We start from the raw sequence: 13,496 nt of genomic DNA, 5'->3' as shown, positions 1-13,496 counted from the left end.
AACGGGGGCCTCACTTGCCGCGCAGGATGCGATGCCAATAGATCTGCGGCAGCAACCACCGGTCGAGAAGGAAGGTGAGGGCCCGCTCCTTGCGAAGTTCGAAGAGTTTGGTGCTGGGCATTGGGGTGCCGTCGGGGGCGAACTCCGCGAACACCAAAGTGCGGCGGGAAACGGTGAAGGGACTGACCGTGTAACCGTTGTAGCGGGCTCGTGGCGCTTTGCCGTTGAGCTCGGACCGGATGTTCTTGGCCACGACCGGCGTCTGTTTGCGCAGGGCGCCGCCCGAGCTGGATCCCGGGGTGGCGGCAATGTCACCCACCGCCCACACGTTCGGGTACCGGCGGTGCTGCAACGTTTCAGGATCGACGTCCACGAAACCCCGTGCCGTCTTCGACGAGAGGCCAGATGCAGCGACCCACCGCGGTGCGGCGTGCGGTGGCGTGAGGTGGAGAAAGTCGTAATCGAGTTCCTCGACCACGCCGTCGTTGTCCAGGACCGCAGTGCCGGTGTCCCCGTGCAGGGACCGGACACGGGAGCGGGTGCGTAGTTCGATCCCGTATTCGTCGATCTTGCGTTCGAGCTCCTCGTCCACGCCGGGCACGCCGAACACCGTGTCGGTCGGCACCACGGCAACAACGCGGATGTCCTCGAGCACACCGCGGTTACGCCACAGGTCGCACGCCATGTACAGAATTTTCTGCGATGCGCCGGCGCAGGGGCAGCTGTCGTCGGGCATGGTGAACACCGCCGTCCCGGAACGCATCCCCTCGACCAGACGCCAGGTCTTCGGCGCGAGATCGAATAAGTAGTTGGTGGATGCATTCTGGGCGTGCAGAGCCTCGGCCGAGCCGTCGATGGCATCCCAGTCCGGCCCGGATCCGGCGGCGACCACCAGATGGTCGTAATCGATTGTGGCCCCACTGGCGAGTACCACCCGCGAGGCTTCCGGGTCCACGCCGGCGATGGCGTCACGCACCCAGACGCACCCGGCCGGCATGACTCGGCCCTGGGGCCTGCGTGCTGAGTCAATGGAGGCCAGACCCGCGCCAACGTAGGACAGTAACGGCCTGTAGTGGTGTTCCGCGCGGGGCTCGACAATGACGACGTCGTTCTCACCCTGCCGATGCAATCGTGCGGCCAGCGCGATCCCCCCATTGCCGCCCCCCGCGACGAGGATCCGAGCGTGAGTGGGAGGACCTTGGGGCGACTGGATGACCATGTGAGGGACACTACACCGACCACGCCCCACGATGTCCGGAAGAGTGTGCCGGGCCTAGAATCATCAGCACATCATCAATGAGGTGTCTCGTGAGAGGACTTTGATCATGCCCAAGGCACAGAAGAACGGCCGCGCCATTCAGGACGAGATCCCGGCCACCCTGCAGCGCTCGGACAAGAAGGCTCAGGACACGTTCGCGCAGACCTACGATTCGGCGAAGGACGAGTACGACAGCTCATCGCGGGCCGCACGCACCGCGTGGTCCGCGGTGAAGCACACCCACGAGAAGGTGGGGGACCACTGGGAACCTAAGGAAGAGAACGGGCCCTCGGACGAACGCGCCGAAAAAGGTGGCTTGAACAAAGAAGAGTCCGCGGGCGGCGTCGACGCCAATGCCAGCAAGGAACACCTGTACGACATCGCCCAGGAACTGAACATCGAGGGACGCTCGGAGATGACCAAGGACGAACTGGTTGCCGCCATCGACAAGGCCAACCAGAAGAAGACCAAGGAAGCCCGCAGCTAGAGTTTCCGCCCCAAGAACACGGTGGCCGTGGTGTTCTCGTGGAAGGGCGCCACGGGTTCGTAACCGCGTTTACGGAACATGGCAATGCCCTCGGTCATCTCTTCGTTGAGCGAGACCACGGCGGTGTGGGCACCCAACGCACGAACCTTGTTCTCCAGCGAACGAACGAGCGTGCGGGCGTGGCCCTTGCCGCGGTGATCGGGGGTGACCCAGATCCGCCGCAGTTCCACGGTGGAGTCATCGAGCTTGCGGACGGCGCCGCACGCGATGACCTCCCCGGAGACCAATTCGGTCATCAGGAAAAAATCGCCGTTGGGCGGGGTGACCTGCTCGGGCGAGGTGCTTTCGGTGAGATCAGGGTCGAAACCGCCGTCGATGCGATGATCGAGTTCGCTGAAGTACGCGGTCAGCACTTTCTGCGTGTGATCGCTGGCGGCTTGGCCTTCCAGGATGCGTACCGGGGCGGTGGTGTTCATCCCCCCATGGTGGCACCTGAGTCAACTGTTCACCAGGGCCTAACTCGTAGTAGTTTTCGGCCATGACTCCCACGCCCGCCGGGAACAAGCCCCGCGTATCGATTTTGGTTCCCACCCCGCTGTTGGTGGTAGAGATGACCGAGCCCGCCGCTCATCGCAACCGCAGTGAACACGAGTCGGATGTCCATTTGCATCCGGGCGGACAAGGCCTGTGGGTTGCGCGGATGGCGGGTTCACTGGGGGCGGAGGTCGCGATCAACGGCCCCTTCGGCGGTGAATTGGGTTCACTGATTCGCACCATGCTGGACGGGATGGGCATGCAGGTCAACGCCGTCCGCTACGGCTACGGCAACGGCGGCTACGTGTACGACCTGCGCGGTGATGATCGGGAGACCCGGGCCCACATGCCGCCACCGGAGCTGTCCCGTCACGAGCTGGACGATTTGTACGGCACCGCCTTCGTGGATGCGTTGGCGTCCGATGTCCTGGTGGTCACGGGTGCGGAACCGGCGGACGTGCTCCCGCCGTCGTTCTTCGCCCGACTCATCCGCGATACGCGCGATGCCGGAACCCCTGTGGTTGCGGACCTGAGCGGTAAGCCCGCACTGGCCAGTGCCGCCGCCGGCGTGAATGTCCTCAAGATCAGTCACGAGGAAATCATGGACCTCGAGCTCGTCGGAGACGAAACCGCCGAGTCTCTCACCGAGGCCGGCAAGATGCTGCTGGAACGTGGGGCGGGCGCCGTCGTCATCTCGCGAGCCAAGGACCCGGCCCTGCTGATCGAGAAGGATTCGGTGCGGGAGGTGTCGGCGCCGTCTATCACGCCGCTGGACCACCGGGGTGCGGGGGATTCCATGACCGCCGGAATTTCAGTGGGCCTGGCCCGCGGCCTCGATCTGGTGGATGCCGTGGCCCTGGGTGCTTCCGCCGGCGCGCTCAACGTGGCGCGGCGGGGTTTGGGCACGGGTAATCGCACGACCATCGAGAAGTTCGCGCGCCAGATCAGCATTCGGAAACTGTCCTAAACGCGCTCGGCTCTGGTGGGCGAGCGGGCGGCGTGGAAGCATGGGGCCATGCGCATCCTTGTAACCAACGACGACGGCGTTGCATCCGCGGGTCTCGCGGTTCTCGCCCAGGCCGCTCTGGACCGTGGGCACCGGGTCAAGGTAGCCGCGCCCGCCGAGGAATATTCGGGCGCCAGCGCGTCCTTGTCCGGGGAGGAGGTCGACGGCAAGATCGCGCTCGTTGACGCCCATCCGCCCAACATGCCCGCGGGGGTCGAATGCGTGGGGGTGAAAGCGGCGCCGGCCCTGATTGCGTTTCTGGCCTCCTACGGTGCGTTCGGCGAGGTTCCGGACATGGTGCTCTCGGGCGTGAACCTGGGCGCGAACACCGGTAAAGCTACGCTGCATTCGGGCACGGTGGGCGCTGCGCTGACGGCGGCATCCCACGGGATCCCGGGGATGGCTGTCTCGATCACGTCCGGTAAACCGCAGCACTGGGAGACGGCGCTGCTGGTCACCAAGTTCGCGCTGGAACGGTGGGAATCGCGCACATTCGACGGCAGGATTCTGAACATCAATGTTCCCGACGTCGCTCCCGACCGGCTACGGGGTCTCAAGCCTGCCGAGCTGGCCTCCTTCGGTGCGGTGCAGGCCCAGGTCCACCGCGGCGACCACACCCACATTGCCGTGACCTACAGCGCCGAGACCGGGCGGGAAGAACCGGACAGTGACCACTACCTATTGACCCACGGTTGGGCCACCGCCACCCTGCTGCGGGCACCGGTGAACGACACAAACGCGCGATTGCGCACTATTAGCTTGGAAGAGTTGGGAATCACCCCGCCCGCTATTCGGGATTCCGCAGGTCCGCAGGAGGGTATCGCCGTGGATGCCGCCACGGTGATGCGGAAAACCTAGTAGTCGCCCTTGCGGTGTGCATGGGTCGTGTGGATGACCGTCGTTCCCCTCAGCGAGGGTCGATGGGCGTGAACGTCCCGGCGCGCGTCTCGATGACGGTGGCCGCTTCGAGCAGTGTTTCCTCGTCAAAACGTCGCCCGAGCAACTGCACCCCCGTCGGCAGGCCGTTGGCAACCCCGGTGGGCACCGACATGGCCGGGAACCCGAGGACGGGGATCGCCATCATCGATGCCTGCGCGGCCGTGAGACGACGCATGCTCTCCACACTGGCGATGTCAGCGTCCTGCTCGAAGGCCTGCTCGGACGACACCGGCAGGACAATGAGCGGGTAGGACTCGAGGATCTCACCGAGCTGGCGGATCAGCGTGCCCCGGCGGGCGTAGCCGGTGATGAACTGCTCAAGCGTCGGCCTTTCCCCCCACCACTCGGCGGCCACGGCGTAGTAGTGCTCTGCGGCCTTCTGCATGCCCTGGTCCCCGACCTCGTTGACCATGGGCATGGCCAGGCGGAACTCCTCCATGCAGAGCAGGTACCACAGCCGGAAGGCCTCAGCCAGAACCGGCAGCTCGATCTCCTCCACGACGTAGCCCACATCGCGCAGATGGTCGGCTGCCTGATCCAGAGAAGCGTTCACCTCCGCGGTGGGGGCGGCAACACCGAGGTCCCGGACGAGTCCTACCCGCAGGGGTCGGTCGGGCCGGGTGGCAGCACGGGCACCGGGGACGAAGGCGGGGTCGCGGTGACTGAAGTCATTGAGTGCCCTCATCGTCAACACTGCACGCGAGCGGGCCCTGAACGAGCATGGTTTGCACGGACAGCGACGCGTCGACGTCGTCGGGGTGGTAGGTCTGGGCAACCCTCCCGACGGTGGGCCGCAAGCCCACCACGCCGCAGGCGTAGGCGGGGTAACGCACCGACCCACCGATGTCATTGCCGCCGGCGATCGGCACCATCCCAGAGGCCACGGCCGAGCTCGCCCCGCCGCTGGACCCGCCCGGGGTCCGGGAGGGGTCCCACGGGTTGAGGGTGCGCCCGTGCAGGTCGTTGTTGGTGAACCAGCGATAGGCGAAGGCCGGGGAATTGCTCCGGCCCATCAGCACGGCCCCGGCACGACGCAGACTCGCCACGTGAGGGCTGTCCTCATTGGCCATGGCGTCCTGGAAGGCGGACACGCCCTGAGTTGTGGCATAACCGGCCTGGTCGGAATTCACCTTGATCGACACCGGCACCCCGTGGAGAGGACCGAGCTCCTCACCGGCGGAACGCCGCCGGTCTGCCTCATCAGCCAAGGGCAGTGCCTCGTCGGGCCGCACCTCCACCAGAGCGTTGAGGTGCGAGTTGACCTCATCGATCCGCCCCAGACAACTCTCCACGACCTCGCGACTGGAGACCAACCCCCCGGCCACGGCCTGAGCCATCTCGGTCGCGCTCCAGCGCCACAGCTGATCGGTGGAGTCAGTGCCGGGCTTCGAAATGGTCGGCGTGGGATCGGTTGTCGTCATCGTGGATCTCCTATGACCTGGTGTGTGGTGCCCGAGGCACAATGATTCCCTGAACCAATCGAGACCAACCGGTGGGTATGGCATCGGGAACCATTGCTCGCTGGGCAGATGGACGCGCTCTTTGTGAGGCGCATCACTTCACTGCCGAAGATTTAGTCAGTAAAGCAGGTGCCAGATAGGTGGATCAATAGCTCAGTCAGACAGTAAACCATTAGATTCATTATAAAAATTGTATCAATATGGAGATCTGGCTACCGAAACGGGCCCGGGGTCCGGTGCCATCAAAAGTCATCTTGGTTTCCCGGGGATCATCGCGTTGTTGCCGGTGCCTGAGAAGCTGGAAACAGGCCAGTCCCCAGTAGAAGAAACCAGGTGCCGTCCCTTACCCGCCGGTCGTCTGGCGGGGGGCTTCACTTCGGTGTGTCTCCGTGGTGCTTCCGGGCTCCCGGGGCGGGCCGTATCCCATAGCGGTGCCGTCCGTGACCTCGACCTCGTCCTCCCATGGCACCCGATAGCGTTCTGCGGCGAGGTCGGTCATGTAGGTGTACGGGCAGTCTCGCGCCCCGCCACGCACGGCGACGTAACCGCGATGCCCCAATTGGTAGATGTTGTTCTCCACACCCCAGCTCCGTCGGGCCTGATCGGCGCGGGCCGGGATCACCTCGCCGGTCACCACGCGGTCCGGTGAGTTGTCTCCGTGCTCCAGGACGGTGCCGTCGACGTCGCAGATCATGGCCTCGCCGATAGACCAGACACCGGTCGCGTCCGCCCCGGTCAGTGCGACCGAAGCAGTGTAGGCCACGTTGGTGAAGGCATTGACCTGGTTCGTGATCCGCCACGCGTGACGTATCGGGTCGGTGTAGCCGGCCGTGCGCAGGATGACGTTGGCGCCCTTGTAGGCCGCCTCCCGTGCCATCTCCGGCAGCATCCCGTCGTGGCAGATGATCAGGGCCAGCTTGGACCCGGCAGGCCCATCGCACACCGGAATGCCGAGGTCGCCGGGTTCCCAGGGCTCCAACGGCACCATCGGGTGCATCTTTCGGTAGTACAGAACGATCTCGCCCGCGGCATCGACGATGATGCCGCTGTTGTACGGAGCACCATTGGGGTTGCGTTCCATGAGTGAAAAACATCCCCAGACGGAACTGTCGGCGCATGCGCCGCGCAGGATCTCCACCTCGGGGCCGTCCAGGTCACAGAGCATCTCATCCCGAGCCCAGACCTTGGGGTTCAACCCGTTGAGGCTGTACTCGGGGAAGACCAGCAGATCCGTGGTAGGCAAGCCGGCCTTGGCCCCCTTCACCATGCCGGCGATCTTCTCGGCAGTGGCACGCAAGTCTGGTGGCTCGTTGACGATCGGCACCTGCTGCTGCACCAAGCCCAGGACCAGTGCTCCCTCTGAGGGGTTCAACCCTCCCAGTCCCGTCACGAAGAGCACCCCGTGAAGTATGAGCAAAACGCGGCCATGGTGTCTCCCTCGATCAAATCAAGAACTGACAAGGCGTATCGTCCGGTGGATTCAAAGCTACCGTACTGCCGTCCCCGCCGGGCAGGGCTAGACGACATCACGCCGAAGAAATTTCCGAAAGGCACGCATCATCCGACGGGCCCGGCGAGATCACCACTTACAACATCTTCTTGGCACTGTTCATGGGTGTCCTGTACGGAACACTTCTGTACAGGCGCCGCAGCCGCCACTTCCAAGTGTTGAAAGAGCAGGGCCAAGTAGACCCGGCTACAACGATGGGTGACTTCCCGTGGATCAGGCCTCCCCGCTCCATGATGGAGACCTTCTGGGTGGTCGTAGGCCTCACTCTTGCCATTCGAGGAGTCGCTGCGCTACTGGCCTTCTTCGGGCCCTGGCCCCAGTTGGTTGCCGAGTGGAACAGCTGGCTGGCGCCGTTCTTGATTGCAGTCCTTGTGGGCGCCGGCAGCTATTTCATTGGTCAACGCCACCGCGCGCCAGAGAGCCAGGAGCCCCAGCTCTAAGCGCCCGTGCCCTCCAAGCGAGCCCGCAATATTGGGACTCCCGGGCCCTCAAGCTCACCCAGATACACCGCCCGTCCGGCCATGGTCATCACCAGTGCAAGTAAAGAACCGCTGACCATGGGTCCGGCGCCCACGACAAACGGCCCGTCGGTGGCCCGCAATGACAGCCCCTTCACCAACCTGTGGCTGTTGACCGCAAAGTCCCGTGAGGCGAAGAACTCCGCCACCGGGATCAATGCCTCCGCACCGGGCGTCCGCGAGAGACCCAAGGGCTGTCGAATATCCTGCGAATGTACGACCACCTCACCGAGATACGCGGGAACGTGCCCGGAGGGTGACGTGGTGCTGGGGATGATCCGGCGGAAACGCTCGAGCGTCTCTTCCGGGGTCCGCCCTCGATATTCCGCCACGCGCCGCTGATTGTGCACATCCACCCGGAACCGTGCGCCAATCATGCTGCGCAGCCACCGCACCTGGTTCATACTGGCCGCCGCGATCAGGTGGGCAACGACGTCCTGAACACTCCAACGACCGCACAGAGTGCTGTGCCGCCATTGCTCGGGAGTCAGCGTTGAGAGGTCTTCCGCCAACGCGGTGCGTTCTGTGCGCATCAACGCCCAGAGGTGATCATTGTGGGATGTGACCATGGGGATCGAGCCTTTCCTCGTTGAGGAGAGTCAAGCCCCGACAGGTACTTAGCGCAAGTGAGCCAACACCAAAGGCTTACAGCGCCCGCACCGCCGGAATCGCATACCACCGGGCCAGGGGAGCGAGATCCGCAACGTTTTCCACGCCGTCCACTGGCTGCCAGCGCAGCTCGGCGATCTCGCGCGCCGGCACGGGGGTCTCGGCCAGCAAAGTGAGCCCCATGAACACATGACTGTGCAGGCCGTGACCGGGTTCGTTGGCGGCATCGGTCATCCACTCGCCCACGGGCACCAGATCTTCCGGAGTCAGAACCAGGCCCAGCTCCTCCTCCACCTCCCGAATCGCGGTGTCCAACGGAGTCTCCCCCGCCTCGGGTTTACCACCGGGGAACATGAACATCCCGGTGTTGCGCTTACGCACGGTCAGCACATCACCGTTGGTGCGGCGCAGCACCACACCGGTCACCTTGATGACGGGACGATTTCCATTAGTCGATGTCATGACTGGTCGGCATGGTCCTTAGTCTCGATCCACCAATGGGCTGATGTGAAGTGGCGTGTCACGAGATGCAAGTTTTCCATAGTCCCGCTGCCGGGTCTGTTTCTTGCAATGAGGCTAAGCTGGCCTGACCTGTCATTCAGTGAGGAGTTCCCATGGGATTCGACCAATATCACGAACCAGCTGAAGAACTTTCGGACGAGACACGCACGTTGGTGAGAATGCTGACCAACCTCACCGAAGAAGCCGAGGCCATCGACTGGTACGAGCAGCGAATGTCGGTGGAGAAGGATCAGGACGCGTTGGCCATCATGGCTAATTCCCTGGGTGAGGAATACAAACACTTCTCAATGGAGCTGGAGTTCCTGCTCCGCAAGAAGCCGGAGTGGCGGGCCATTGCTCGAGGCATTTTGTTCAAGGACGGCGACATCGTCGACAACGGCGAAACCTCTGAAGAAGCAGCAACCGAGGGTGGCGGGGATTCCGGGGCCGGGTCCGCGGACCCAGCGGGATCCCTGGGCATCGGTAGTTTGAAGGGAGCGGCATCATGAGCACGAACCATCTTCTCCGGACCCACGCGCCCATTTCGGACGGAAACTGGAGCACGATCGACAGTGAGGCCACCGAACGGCTTTCGGCCGCCCTCGGCGCCCGCAAGCTGGTCGACTTCGCCGGGCCCCACGGCTGGGACTACTCGGCAACCAACCTCGGGCGGGTCACGACCGTCCAGCAGGCTCCGGTGAAGGGTGTGCGCGCGCGGCAACGTCAGGTGCTGCCGCTGGTCGAGGCCCGCGTGGGCTTCAGCCTTTCGCGTGACGAACTGCTTGACGACGATCGCGGCGCCGCAGACGCGGACCTGGGCAGCTTGGACGATGCCGCGTACCAGATGGCTTCCCTGGAGAACATCGCGGTCTTCCACGGTTGGAGCGAGGTGGGCATCCAAGGTATCGCCGAAGTCACCCCGCATCCGCACATCGACCCGGTGCCCGACATCGAGGACTATCGGCGCAGGGTCGCCAAGGCCGTGAAACTCCTGCACACGAGCGGCATCGACGGGCCCTACGCCTTGGCCCTGGGACCGAGTGACTTCACCGCCATAATGGAGACGTCCGAGCACGGTGGCTTCCCGCTCTTCGACCACGTGCGCAAAATCCTGGGCGGTCCCATCGTGTGGACGCCGGGCGTGCGCGGCGGCGTCGTGCTGAGCCTGCGCGGTGGGGACTTCCTGTTCGAGTCGGGCGAGGACCTCGCCGTGGGATATGACCACCATGACGGGCAGGACGTGTTCCTGTACCTGGAACAGTCCTTCAGCTTCCGGGTGGCCACACCGGAGGCGGCGGTTGTCCTGGCATCTACGGGTGACTCCTGAGGGGTGCCGCTCACGTTCCCAGCGGGGCAATTCACCCCATTATTCGACCCCTTGGAATGACTCAGTCAGGAGATACCGTGACCAGCACGCTCGGCGCCCTCACCGTTCCGCTCATTCAGGCCCCCATGGCGGGCGGGCCGTCCAACGCGGCGCTCACCGTCGCGGTGTCTCAGGCCGGCGGGCTGGGCATGCTGGCGGCGGGGTATAAGACGGTCGAGGCAATGGCCGCCGAGATCGACGACGTCCGCGCCGGCACCTTGATCTTCGGCGTGAACGTGTTCGTCCCCGAAGCGGACCCTTCCGATCCCGGGGCGCTCGCTGCATACGCCGCCGCGCTCGCGCCCATGGCAGCGGAACTCGGGGTGGCGGCGCCGGAACCGGGCCCGTTCCACGACGACCATTACGCCGCCAAGCTCGACTACCTCGTGGCCAACCCGGTCCCGCTCGTTTCGTTCACGTTCGGTCTGCCCACCGCCGACGACGTCGCTCGGTTGCGGTCCGTGGGCACCGAGATTGTCCTCAACGCGACGGACCCCGAGGAGATCAGGGCGGCGGACGCCCTGAATCCGGACGCGATCGTGGTGCAGGGGATCGAAGCGGGAGGCCACCGGGCCACGCACGGCCAGACGAAGGAGCCGTCCGACAACACCACGCATGAACTGGTGAGTCTGGCGCGTGACTACACGGACAAGCCGGTGATCGCTGCCGGCGGGGTGAGCGGTGTCGACACCGCCCGGAACCTGCTTTCCGCCGGCGCTTCCTTCGTGCAGGTGGGCACGTTGTTCCTCGCAGCGGAAGAGGCGGGAACCAAGGAAGCCCACCAGGATGCACTGCTCAGCGGCCAGTACCGGGACACCGTGGTCACCCGGGCGTTCTCGGGGCGTGCGGCGCGGGCGCTGAGCAACCGGTTCACCGAACGCATGGCCGCGAACCAAGTGGCCGGTTACCCGCAGGTGCATTACATGACCGCACCGTTGCGAGCGGCGTCGGCGGAGAATCCGGAAGGTCTGAATTTGTGGGCGGGTACGGGATTCGCAGCCTGTCGGCAGCGACCGGCCGCGGAGATCGTGGAGGAGTTCCGGGGGCTGTAGTAATTGCGCAATGGCAAGGCCCGCCGATCCGTACGCGTACGAATCGGCGGGCCTGCGTTGTCCCCGGGGGAAGTGGCTTACTTCTTGGTGAGCACGCCTTCAAAGAAGGAGCTCAGCTCGTTGGTGGCGTCCAGGGGGAGTACCGCGGCAACGTAGTGGTCCGGGCGGACCACCACCACGGCACCGTCGCGGCTGATCTGGCGCTCGTCGTAAATGTCCTCGTCAGGCAACGCGGCGTAGACGCGCTCCCAGTAGTTCAGCTCCAACGGGCCGATCTGCGGCTTGAAGGCGCGCGGCACCGAATTGATGTCGATCTCGGTGTAGGGCTGCTGGTAGGTGACGTCCACGTCGAAGAGAGTGGCGTCGTCGTCGCCCTTGCGGCGGTAGGCAACCAACGGCGAACTGGGATCGTTCTGCAACCACTCGGCAAAGCGCGACGTCGCCGAGTCCTCGCCCGGAGCCGGGCGATCTGCGTAGACGTGGATGCGCCACCGGCCATCGGCCGTTGCCTGGTGACCCTGATGCAGCGGGTTGGCATCGCACACGCGCATCACGCGGGCGGACTTGAAGCGTTTGCCCACGGGGTAGCCGGCGGCCAGGTCCTGGTGCTCGGTGCCCGCGGTGATCCGGGACGGCTGGTACTCGGTCATGAACCCGGCCGGGAACTCGGACGTCTTGACGTAGAAATCTTCCAGGTACGAGGGATCCGGCAACTTGTCCTGCGGGGTGGCCATCAGTGTGGACCACTCGCGGTCGAAGTCGATCAGGTTCTTGGCGATCACCTGACGTTCTTCGGAGTAGGTGTCCAGCAACGACTCGTCGGCGCGGCCGGACAGCACGGCGCCCAGCTTCCAGCCGAGGTTCCACCCGTCCTGCATGGACACGTTCATGCCCTGGCCGGCCTTGGCGGAGTGCGTGTGGCAGGCATCGCCGGCAATGAACACGCGGGGCACGCGGGAGCCGCGGTCCTTGGTGTCGACGTCGTCGAAGTGATCAGTCAGTCGGTGGCCCACCTCGTAGACGGAGGACCACGCCACGGACTTCACGTCCACGCTGTAGGGGTGGATGATCTGGTTGGCGCGCTTGATGATCTCCTCGACCGGGGTCTGGCGCACCTTGCGGTTGTCGTCCGCGGCCACTTCACCCAAGTCCACGTACATGCGGAACAGCAAACCGCCCTCGCGGGGAATCAAAAGGATCGAGCCGTTGCGTGAGTTGATCGCGCACTTGGTGCGGATATCGGGGAAGTCGGTGTTGGCCAGAACGTCCATCACGCCCCAGGCATGATTGGCACCCTTGCCCTCGAGCTTGCGACCGATGGCCTTGCGGACACCGGAGCTGGCGCCGTCGCAACCGAAAACGTGTTTGGCGCGGACGGTGCGCTCTTCACCCTCGCGCTCGCCGGCCACGTACCGGACCGTGACGGACACGGGATACTCCGCATCCTGGTCGATTTCCAGGCCGCCGAACTCGATGCCGTAGTTGGGTTCGATCTTGGCGGGGCCGTTGGCTGCGGCCTCCAGGAAGTAGTCGAGCACGCGCGCCTGGTTCACGATCAGGTGCGGGAACTCGGAGACGCCGTGCGGGTCATCCGCGGGACGTCCGGTGCGCACGATGTTCTCCGGGTTCTCCGGGTCCGGATTCCAGAAGCACATCTCGGTCAGGTGGAACGCTTCCTGGGTGATGCGTTCGGCGAACCCGAAGGATTGGAACGTCTCTACGCTGCGGGCCTGAATACCGTCCGCCTGGCCGATCTCGAGACGGCCGGGACGGCGCTCGATGATGCGGGTGTTCACATCCGGGTAGTGAGTCAGCTGGGCGGCGGCGATCACGCCCGCCGGGCCGGTTCCGACGATTAGAACATCCATCTCATCGGGAAGGTCTTCCGGGCGATCGATTCCGTAGCCCCGGGGGGTTGCAATTCGCGGGTCCTCGGAAACATATCCGTACTGGTGAAACTGCATGCCTTGCTCCTCGAGGTACGTGACGGCGCGCGTCGGTGCGTGCGGCTCTGCCGATTGAAAGTTTAGGGAGGTGACCCGACCAGTTGTGGTCGGCATCACGGGATTGCCCGTACGTCAAATCCGGATCGTGATCCACGTTACTACAGTTAGTACATGAGTGTAATAGTTTTACGGACTGTTTCTGCCGTCCGTGATCGAAGGCGGGGCCAACGAGGCGACCTCCATGGGGCGAGCCCGGGTGCCCTCGCCGTGACTGACGACAATATTCGTCATCTGGCTTAGGGTTATGGAG

General features: G+C 64.5%; 15 protein-coding genes. 7 read left to right on the top strand and 8 right to left on the bottom strand.

All coding sequences use genetic code 11. The annotated features are described in order from the left end of the window. Positions 1-10: 10 nt before the first annotated feature. Positions 11-1,219, bottom strand: coding sequence for an NAD(P)/FAD-dependent oxidoreductase (locus tag AC3ENJ_RS10205; RefSeq protein WP_190782212.1), 1,209 nt, complete (start codon positions 1,217-1,219; stop codon positions 11-13). 106 nt (positions 1,220-1,325) lie between these two features. On the opposite strand from AC3ENJ_RS10205, the gene AC3ENJ_RS10200 reads away from it, so the two are divergent. Further along, complete coding sequence (locus AC3ENJ_RS10200) at positions 1,326-1,745, top strand: ChaB family protein (protein WP_190782213.1); 420 nt, start codon at positions 1,326-1,328, stop codon at positions 1,743-1,745. Here the strand turns inward: AC3ENJ_RS10200 and AC3ENJ_RS10195 are convergent. Then, positions 1,742-2,221: a GNAT family N-acetyltransferase gene (locus tag AC3ENJ_RS10195; RefSeq protein ID WP_431813947.1), complete on the bottom strand. Its 480-nt coding sequence runs from the start codon at positions 2,219-2,221 to the stop codon at positions 1,742-1,744. The genes AC3ENJ_RS10200 and AC3ENJ_RS10195 overlap by 4 nt on opposite strands. 62 nt (positions 2,222-2,283) lie before the next feature. On the opposite strand from AC3ENJ_RS10195, the gene AC3ENJ_RS10190 reads away from it, so the two are divergent. Further along, positions 2,284-3,246, top strand: coding sequence for a 1-phosphofructokinase family hexose kinase (locus AC3ENJ_RS10190; protein WP_431813946.1), 963 nt, complete (start codon positions 2,284-2,286; stop codon positions 3,244-3,246). Positions 3,247-3,294: 48 nt separating this feature from the next. Continuing rightward, positions 3,295-4,143, top strand: coding sequence for a 5'/3'-nucleotidase SurE (surE, locus tag AC3ENJ_RS10185; protein ID WP_431813945.1), 849 nt, complete (start codon positions 3,295-3,297; stop codon positions 4,141-4,143). Positions 4,144-4,192: 49 nt separating this feature from the next. Here surE and AC3ENJ_RS10180 read toward each other — a convergent pair whose 3' ends face one another. From AC3ENJ_RS10180 to AC3ENJ_RS10170, 3 genes are all read right to left on the bottom strand, one after another. Next, on the bottom strand, positions 4,193-4,909 hold the full coding sequence (locus tag AC3ENJ_RS10180; protein ID WP_431813944.1) for an amidase family protein: 717 nt from the start codon (positions 4,907-4,909) through the stop codon (positions 4,193-4,195). Next, on the bottom strand, positions 4,893-5,645 hold the full coding sequence (locus AC3ENJ_RS10175; protein WP_431813943.1) for an amidase family protein: 753 nt from the start codon (positions 5,643-5,645) through the stop codon (positions 4,893-4,895). Before AC3ENJ_RS10175 ends, AC3ENJ_RS10180 begins: the two co-directional genes overlap by 17 nt. 382 nt (positions 5,646-6,027) lie before the next feature. Further along, positions 6,028-7,074, bottom strand: coding sequence for a formamidase (locus tag AC3ENJ_RS10170; RefSeq protein ID WP_190807925.1), 1,047 nt, complete (start codon positions 7,072-7,074; stop codon positions 6,028-6,030). A gap of 209 nt (positions 7,075-7,283) precedes the next feature. On the opposite strand from AC3ENJ_RS10170, the gene AC3ENJ_RS10165 reads away from it, so the two are divergent. Next, on the top strand, positions 7,284-7,634 hold the full coding sequence (locus AC3ENJ_RS10165) for a hypothetical protein (RefSeq protein WP_431813942.1): 351 nt from the start codon (positions 7,284-7,286) through the stop codon (positions 7,632-7,634). On the opposite strand, the gene AC3ENJ_RS10160 is transcribed toward AC3ENJ_RS10165, so the two are convergent. Further along, on the bottom strand, positions 7,631-8,281 hold the full coding sequence (locus AC3ENJ_RS10160; protein ID WP_190782219.1) for a maleylpyruvate isomerase family mycothiol-dependent enzyme: 651 nt from the start codon (positions 8,279-8,281) through the stop codon (positions 7,631-7,633). The two genes, AC3ENJ_RS10165 and AC3ENJ_RS10160, sit on opposite strands and share 4 nt — an antisense overlap. 76 nt (positions 8,282-8,357) lie before the next feature. Then, positions 8,358-8,783, bottom strand: a complete 426-nt coding sequence (locus AC3ENJ_RS10155; RefSeq protein ID WP_190782220.1) for an NUDIX hydrolase — start codon at positions 8,781-8,783, stop codon at positions 8,358-8,360. Between the two features lie 152 nt (positions 8,784-8,935). Here AC3ENJ_RS10155 and AC3ENJ_RS10150 point away from each other — a divergent pair, with 152 nt between their 5' ends. The 3 genes from AC3ENJ_RS10150 (at position 8,936) to AC3ENJ_RS10140 (ending at position 11,240) form a co-directional block, all read left to right on the top strand. Beyond that, complete coding sequence (locus tag AC3ENJ_RS10150) at positions 8,936-9,331, top strand: ferritin family protein (RefSeq protein ID WP_190782221.1); 396 nt, start codon at positions 8,936-8,938, stop codon at positions 9,329-9,331. Beyond that, positions 9,328-10,149, top strand: coding sequence for a family 1 encapsulin nanocompartment shell protein (locus tag AC3ENJ_RS10145; protein WP_190782222.1), 822 nt, complete (start codon positions 9,328-9,330; stop codon positions 10,147-10,149). Before AC3ENJ_RS10150 ends, AC3ENJ_RS10145 begins: the two co-directional genes overlap by 4 nt. 77 nt (positions 10,150-10,226) lie before the next feature. Then, positions 10,227-11,240: an NAD(P)H-dependent flavin oxidoreductase gene (locus AC3ENJ_RS10140; protein WP_431813941.1), complete on the top strand. Its 1,014-nt coding sequence runs from the start codon at positions 10,227-10,229 to the stop codon at positions 11,238-11,240. 77 nt (positions 11,241-11,317) lie between these two features. Here AC3ENJ_RS10140 and AC3ENJ_RS10135 read toward each other — a convergent pair whose 3' ends face one another. Further along, entirely contained in the window at positions 11,318-13,204 is a 1,887-nt protein-coding gene (locus tag AC3ENJ_RS10135) for an FAD-binding monooxygenase (protein WP_431813940.1), read from the bottom strand. Between the last annotated feature and the right edge of the window lie 292 nt (positions 13,205-13,496).

The sequence above is a fragment of the Kocuria sp. cx-455 genome (assembly GCF_057707085.1).
This window is presented reverse-complemented; position numbering and strand designations above follow the sequence as displayed.

Excerpts from the sequence above, each read along its gene's own strand:
- AC3ENJ_RS10150 (WP_190782221.1), top strand. The coding sequence starts at position 8,936 with ATGGGATTCGACCAATATCACGAACCAGCTGAAGAACTTTCGGACGAG.
- surE (WP_431813945.1), top strand. The coding sequence starts at position 3,295 with ATGCGCATCCTTGTAACCAACGACGACGGCGTTGCATCCGCGGGTCTC.
- AC3ENJ_RS10180 (WP_431813944.1), bottom strand. The coding sequence starts at position 4,909 with ATGAGGGCACTCAATGACTTCAGTCACCGCGACCCCGCCTTCGTCCCC.
- AC3ENJ_RS10175 (WP_431813943.1), bottom strand. The coding sequence starts at position 5,645 with ATGACGACAACCGATCCCACGCCGACCATTTCGAAGCCCGGCACTGAC.
- AC3ENJ_RS10160 (WP_190782219.1), bottom strand. The coding sequence starts at position 8,281 with ATGGTCACATCCCACAATGATCACCTCTGGGCGTTGATGCGCACAGAA.
- AC3ENJ_RS10155 (WP_190782220.1), bottom strand. The coding sequence starts at position 8,783 with ATGACATCGACTAATGGAAATCGTCCCGTCATCAAGGTGACCGGTGTG.
- AC3ENJ_RS10190 (WP_431813946.1), top strand. The coding sequence starts at position 2,284 with ATGACTCCCACGCCCGCCGGGAACAAGCCCCGCGTATCGATTTTGGTT.
- AC3ENJ_RS10195 (WP_431813947.1), bottom strand. The coding sequence starts at position 2,221 with ATGAACACCACCGCCCCGGTACGCATCCTGGAAGGCCAAGCCGCCAGC.
- AC3ENJ_RS10200 (WP_190782213.1), top strand. The coding sequence starts at position 1,326 with ATGCCCAAGGCACAGAAGAACGGCCGCGCCATTCAGGACGAGATCCCG.
- AC3ENJ_RS10205 (WP_190782212.1), bottom strand. The coding sequence starts at position 1,219 with ATGGTCATCCAGTCGCCCCAAGGTCCTCCCACTCACGCTCGGATCCTC.
- AC3ENJ_RS10135 (WP_431813940.1), bottom strand. The coding sequence starts at position 13,204 with ATGCAGTTTCACCAGTACGGATATGTTTCCGAGGACCCGCGAATTGCA.
- AC3ENJ_RS10145 (WP_190782222.1), top strand. The coding sequence starts at position 9,328 with ATGAGCACGAACCATCTTCTCCGGACCCACGCGCCCATTTCGGACGGA.